3 pseudogenes are annotated in these 4,388 nt (G+C 71.1%); all 3 read left to right on the forward strand.

Annotation, left to right across the window (positions count from 1 at the left end):
* A pseudogene (locus JNW89_RS28860) lies at positions 1 to 286 on the forward strand (hypothetical protein); the annotation flags it as partial.
* Positions 287 to 959: 673 nt separating this feature from the next.
* Positions 960 to 4,021: pseudogene (locus tag JNW89_RS28865) on the forward strand (molybdopterin-dependent oxidoreductase).
* Positions 4,014 to 4,388: pseudogene (locus JNW89_RS28870) on the forward strand (4Fe-4S ferredoxin); the annotation flags it as partial. The pseudogenes JNW89_RS28865 and JNW89_RS28870, both read left to right, overlap by 8 nt.

A 4,388-nucleotide genomic window follows, 5' to 3' on the forward strand; every position in this document is an offset into this window, starting at 1 on the left:
GGAGTCGAAGCTGGAGAACCTGGGTCACCTGGGTGAGCGCAATGACTTCGACTCGCAGGGTCTGTTCCAGCAGCGTCCGTCCAGCGGTTGGGGCACGGTTGAGCAGATCACCGACCCGGAGTACAGCACGATGGCGTTCCTGAAGGGTCTGAAGCAGGTCGACGGGTGGAAGGACATACCGCTGACCGAGGCCGCGCAGACCGTGCAGGTCTCGGCCTACCCGGATCACTACGCGCAGTGGGAGCAGCAGGCCGCCGACCTGGTCGCCAAGCACTGGAACAGCTGACCCACACCTGAACACTCACGCTGGCCGGCACCCCCGAGCGGGGTGCCGGCCAGCGGCATACCCGGAATCCTCGACGGGTGGAACACCACGGGTCTGTCGGACTGCCGCAGACACCCATGGCGTTCCACTCGCCTTTACCGATCCTTGTTGACCATGATGTTGGCGGTGGTTTGATCTCCTCCACCACTGCCAACCTCATGATCAACCCACCGGGGTCAGCACGGCCGGGCCCAGCGCCGGGCGGCGCGGTAGCCAACGGCGGACCCGAGGTGTGCGGGTTCGGGGCGGCGGGGCCGCGCGGAGGTCGCCCACGGCGGGCCACACCCCGCCACCGACCACCGCAACCCAAGGCCGGAACAAGCACGTGGCACGCGTCACGAGACCAGGTGGAAGACCCGGAGCGGGTAGCCTGTTGAGTCAGGTGTCGGTGTGTCCAGTGTCCCCGGGCCTCACCTAAATTGCCTTCGCGGAATACCGTTCGGCTGGAGCCGCGTCGTGCCACTCGCCGAGAGGCGACCTGCACACCGACACCCCAGCGCCGCCCCCGACCCACCAGGGCCGGGGGGCGGCGCTGTCTGCACCGGCGGAAGCGATCCCCGCGCTCCGCTCGCGGAGGCCGCCGCGCTGCCCTATCTTCAGAGGGTCGACGGCGTCGGGGAGGGGGTGCGGGAGCATGGGCGTGCGTACCTTTCTCGAGGGCTGGCCGGTCTACCGGCAGCTCACCGGCACCGACCCGCTGGGTCGGGGCGCCGCCGCGCAGTCCGGCCGGTCCGCCGAGCTGACCGCGCGCACCGAGACGGCGGACAGCATGGCCCGCTCGGTCTGCCCGTACTGCGCGGTGGGCTGCGGGCAGCGGGTGTTCGTCACCGACGGTCGGGTCACCCAGATCGAGGGCGACCCGGACAGTCCGATCTCCCGCGGCCGGCTCTGCCCGAAGGGTTCGGCCAGCAAGAGCCTGGTGACCAGCCCGCTGCGGCAGACCACGGTCCGCTACCGCCGGCCGTACGCCACCGAGTGGGAGGACCTGGAGCTCGACACCGCGCTCGACATGATCGCCGACCGGATCCTCGCCGCCCGTGAGGAGACCTGGGAGGACGTCGACAGCGAGGGCCGGCCGCTCAACCGGACGCTGGGCATTTCCAGCCTGGGCGGGGCGACGCTGGACAACGAGGAGAACTACCTCATCAAGAAGCTGTTCACGGCGATGGGGGCGCTCCAGATCGAGAACCAGGCGCGTATTTGACACTCCGCCACCGTCCCCGGTCTGGGGACCAGCTGGTGCGCTACATCCTGGAGAACGAGCTCGACTTCCGGGAGTACGTGCTGGCGTACACGAACGCCGCCACCATCGTCAGCGAGCGGTACGTCGACGCCGAGGACGGTGACGGCTTCTTCTCCGGGTTCGATCCGGAGACCAGCAGCTACGTGCAGGACAGCTGGCAGTACGAGGGCCACGAGGGTTCCTCCGGCAGCGGGCACACCGCCAAGGAGCGGGACAGCGCGGCCGGGCTGCGGCACGAGTCGCACGGCGCGCAGGTCGCCGGTCAGGTGCCGCGGGACGAGACGTTGCAGCACCCCCGCTGCGTCTACCAGATCCTCAAGCGGCACTTCGCCCGCTACACGCCGGAGATGGTGGAGCGGGTCTGCGGCATTCCGCAGGAGAAGTTCCTGGAGCTGGCCCGCGCCTGGACGGAGAACTCCGGGCGGGAGCGCACCGGGGTGCTCATCTACTCGGTGGGCTGGACCCAGCACAGCGTCGGCGTGCAGTACATCCGCACCGGCGCGATCATCCAGCTGCTGCTGGGCAACATGGGTCGGCCCGGCGGCGGGATCCTGGCGCTGCGCGGGCACGCGAGCATCCAGGGGTCCACCGACATCCCGACGCTGTTCAACCTGCTCCCCGGCTATCTGCCGATGCCGCACCACGCCGACCACCCGACCTTCGACCAGTGGGTGGACAGCATCCGGCACCCCGGGCAGAAGGGTTTCTGGGGCAACGCGCGCTCCTTCGGGGCGAGCCTGCTCAAGGCGTACTGGGGTGACGCGGCCACGCCCGAGAACGACTTCTGCTACGGGTACCTGCCCCGGATGACCGGCGACCACGGCACCTACCAGCAGGTGCTGAACATGATCGACGGCAAGGTGAAGGGCTACTTCCTGCTCGGCCAGAACCCGGCGGTCGGCTCCGCGCACGGCCGCGCCCAGCGCCTGGGCATGGCCAACCTCGACTGGCTGGTCGTCCGCGACCTGTTCATGATCGAGAGCGCGACCTTCTGGAAGAACGGTCCGGAGGTCGCCACCGGCGAGATCGTGCCGGAGGAGTGCCGCACCGAGGTGTTCTTCCTGCCCGCCGCCTCGCACGTGGAGAAGGAGGGCACCTTCACCCAGACCCAGAGGCTGTTGCAGTGGCGGGAGAAGGCCCTCGACCCGCCGGGCGACGCCCGCTCCGAGCTGTGGTTCTTCTACCACCTGGGCCGCCGGCTGCGGGAGAAGCTGGCCGCCTCGGACCAGCCGCGGGACCGGGCGCTGCTGGACCTGGCCTGGGACTATCCCACGCACGGTCCGCACGCCGAGCCCAGCGCCGAGGCGGTGCTGCGCGAGATCAACGGGTACGACGTGGCGACCGGCCGCCCGCTGTCCGCGTTCGCCGAGGCGAAGGACGACGGGTCTACCGCCATCGGCTGCTGGATCTACACCGGCGTCTACGCCGACGGGGTCAACCAGGCCGCCCGGCGGAAGTCCCGGCACGAGCAGGACTGGGTGGCCGCCGAGTGGGGGTGGGCCTGGCCGGCGAACCGCCGCACCCTGTACAACCGTGCCTCGGCCGACCCGCAGGGCCGCCCGTGGAGCGAGCGCAAGCGCTACGTCTGGTGGGATGCGGACGCCGGCGAGTGGACCGGCCACGACGTACCGGACTTCGAGAAGACCAAGCCGCCGACGTACCGGCCGCCGGAGGGCGCGTCCGGGCCGGCGGGGATCGCCGGCGACGACCCGTTCGTCATGCAGCCCGACGGCAAGGGCTGGCTGTACGCGCCGAGCGGGGTGCTCGACGGCCCCCTGCCGACGCACTTCGAGCCGGCCGAGTCGCCGCTGCGCAACCCGCTCTACGGTCAGCAGGCCAACCCGACCCGGAAGGTCTACGCCCACCCGGTGAACTCGGTGAACCCGAGCCCGCCCGAGGAGCACAGCCAGGTCTTCCCGTACGTGTTCACGGTGAGCCGGCTGACCGAGCACCACACGGCCGGCGCGATGAGCCGGACGGTGCGGCCGCTGGCCGAGTTGCAGCCGGAGATGTTCGTCGAGGTGTCGCCGGAGCTGGCCGCCGAGGTCGGGGTGACCCACCTGGGCTGGGCGCACCTGGTCAGCGGCCGGGCGGTGATCGAGGCGAAGGTGCTGGTCACCGACCGGCTCACCCCGCTGCGGGTGGACGGCCGGGTGATCCACCAGATCTGGCTGCCGTACCACTTCGGCTTCGAGGGCCTGGTGACCGGCGACTCGGCCAACGACCTGTTCGGCATCACCCTGGACCCGAACGTACTGATCCAGGAGAGCAAGGTCGGCACCTGCGACGTGCGGCCCGGGCGGCGGCCGACCGGGCCGGCCCTGCGAGACCTGGTCGCCGACTACCAGCGGCGGGCCGGGATCGTGCCGGGACGGTCGGCGCCCACGGTGACCGACGGGGTACGCCCTCCTGCGCCGGCGCCCGCCGCGGGGGAGGATGTCGACGATGCCTGACGCCAACAGCCTCTACGGCCCCCTCGACCCCGCCCCGGACGCCGGCTGGGTCGACGCCGGCCCGCGGGTGGGTTTCTTCACCGACACCAGCGTCTGCATCGGCTGCAAGGCGTGCGAGGTGGCCTGCAAGGAGTGGAACGGGGTACCGGACTCCGGGTTCGACCTGCTCGGCATGTCGTACGACAACACCGGCGCGCTGACCGCCAACTCCTGGCGGCACGTGGCCTTCATCGAGCAGCCCGTCCCGGCCGGGCACCGCACCCCGCCGTTCGCCGGCACCCCGACCGGCGGGTCGGTCAGCGCGTCCTCGGCGGCCGTCGCCGCCGGCACCGGCAACCCGACCGGCACCGACCCCGGCGTGCCGCCG

The sequence above is a fragment of the Micromonospora sp. 4G55 genome (genome assembly GCF_016803375.1).